We start from the raw sequence: 2,017 nt of genomic DNA, 5'->3' as shown, positions 1-2,017 counted from the left end.
CCCGAAGGCCGCGGGCAAGCCCCGTTCCCGCGCCCGTGCCGGCCGCCTGACCCCGGCCGAGGTGCACGAGCTGTTCTCGCGCCTGCGCGAGCTCAACCCGCATCCGACCACCGAGCTGGAATACAGCACGCCGTTCGAGCTGCTGGTGGCGGTGGCGCTGTCGGCGCAGGCCACCGACGTGGGCGTGAACAGGGCCACCCGGCGCCTGTTCCCGGTGGCCAACACCCCGCAGGCGATCCTGGCCCTGGGCGAGGAAGGCCTGAAGCGCTACATCAACACCATCGGCCTGTACAACGCCAAGGCGGCCAACATCATCGCCACCTGCCGGATCCTGCTGGAGAAGCACGGCGGGGAGGTGCCGCGCGACCGCGCGGCGCTGGAGGCGCTGCCCGGGGTGGGCCGCAAGACCGCCAACGTGGTGCTGAACACCGCCTTCGGCGAGCCGACCATCGCGGTGGACACCCACATCTTCCGGGTCGCCAACCGCACCGGGCTGGCACCAGGCAAGGACGTGCGCGAGGTGGAGGAAGGCCTGCTGCGGGTGGTGCCGCCGGAATTCCTGCAGGACGCGCACCACTGGCTGATCCTGCACGGTCGCTACACCTGCAAGGCGCGCCGGCCGGAATGCCCGCGCTGCCCGATCCGCGACCTGTGCAGGTACGAGCACAAGACCCTCGCCCTGCCCGGGGATTGAACGCGCCGGGCCCGCCCGCACCCGGGGCCGGTCGGAGGCGGCGACGGCCGGCTGCGGCGCGCTCAGTCGTGCCGCCGCTCCCGCAGCCACTTGGTCGCGATCCACTTCTCCCCTTCGACCACGGGCGCGCCGGCATGCAGCGTGCGCGTCATCGGGTGCGCGCGGTCGTAGCTGAAGAACACCGCGTTCCCCTTCACCGCCGCCACCTCCAGCCGGGCGTCGGGGAATGAGGTGGCGCCGCCGCGGCGCGGCGTGTTGAGGTACATCACCAGCGTGGCCACGCGCTGGCCGCCGCGACGCAGCAACACCTCGCCGCCCGGCTCGGCCGGGTCGAAGTAGTCGTAATGCGGGCGATACTCCGCGCCCGGCGGGTAGTGCAACACCTGCAATCCCTCGCCGTTCTCCAGCGGCCAGTCCAGCAGCCGCGCGATGCGCGCCTCGATGCGCCGGCACAGCGCGTTCTCCCCGCGGGTGAAGAAGGTGCCGCGGCTGGTGCGGTCGGCGTGCACCTGGTCGCCGCCGGTGCGCATGTCCACCGTGGTCGAGCGCCGCAGCCCGGGCCGCGAAAGCTCGACCAGCGCGTCGCACTCCTCGTCCGACAGCAGCCCGCCGAACACCACCACGCGCGGCAGCATCAGGCTCATCAGCACGTGCACCTCGCGGTCGCCGGCGTCGAGCACCGAGGGGCCGTTGATGCCGATCGGCACCGGCACCGGGCAGGGCAGCGGCAGCCCGGCTTCCTGCGACCTGCGCTCGAGGAAGCGGGCGACCGCCTCCTGCACCGCGTCCACCGCGTCCTGTTCGTCCCAGCCCGCCTCGCGCAGCGGGCGCAGCACGTCTTCCGGGTCGGCGCCGGCCACCGCCTGCCGCACCACCCACTGCTCGAGTTCGTCGGGAAGCTGCCTGCGATCCATGCACGCCATTGTGCCGCAGCCGCGCGCGCGGATGCAGCAGGCCGCGCGCGTCGCATGAACAACATACGGCTGCAACAAAGCTGCTGAAACATGGCGTGCACGGCGACGCGATCACCGACGGCCGCCCATTGCCCGCAGCGGATGCGCGCGACGCGGGCGGTAACCGCTTTGTCACGCAAGTTTCCTATACAGCCTTCTTAACGCTTTTTTGCTCGCCCGGACCACCCGTCCAACGACCGGAGATAGAGGAAATGCCTGTCCGCAACAACACCAAGACCCTGCTGATGCCTTTCGGCGCCGCACTGGCCCTGAGCGCCTGCGGCGGCGGCGCCGACAGCGTCGTTTCCCCGGGCGAAGGCGCCTTCCCGCCGGCTCCGCCGCCGACCACGCCGCCGCCGCAGGCGCTCAG

General features: G+C 71.9%; 2 protein-coding genes. One reads left to right on the top strand and one right to left on the bottom strand.

Annotation, left to right across the window (positions count from 1 at the left end):
- Positions 1–46 precede the first annotated feature (46 nt).
- The gene (nth, locus tag CR938_RS14180; protein WP_162125604.1) at positions 47–694 is read left to right on the top strand and encodes an endonuclease III; all 648 of its coding nucleotides are present in this window, start codon (positions 47–49) and stop codon (positions 692–694) included.
- Between the two features lie 62 nt (positions 695–756).
- Here the strand turns inward: nth and CR938_RS14175 are convergent, their stop codons facing one another.
- Positions 757–1,608 (bottom strand): 2OG-Fe(II) oxygenase, encoded by an 852-nt coding sequence (locus tag CR938_RS14175; protein ID WP_162125603.1) that lies wholly within the window; start codon positions 1,606–1,608, stop codon positions 757–759.
- Between the last annotated feature and the right edge of the window lie 409 nt (positions 1,609–2,017).

Source organism: Pseudoxanthomonas taiwanensis (assembly GCF_010093135.1).
Taxonomy (GTDB): Bacteria; Pseudomonadota; Gammaproteobacteria; order Xanthomonadales; family Xanthomonadaceae; genus Pseudoxanthomonas; species Pseudoxanthomonas taiwanensis.
The sequence above is the reverse complement of the archived record's forward strand: the minus strand, read 5'-3'. Positions and strand labels throughout refer to the sequence as shown.

Bases quoted from the DNA above. Each gene is read 5' to 3' on its own strand.
- CR938_RS14175 (WP_162125603.1), bottom strand. From the start codon at position 1,608: ATGGATCGCAGGCAGCTTCCCGACGAACTCGAGCAGTGGGTGGTGCGG.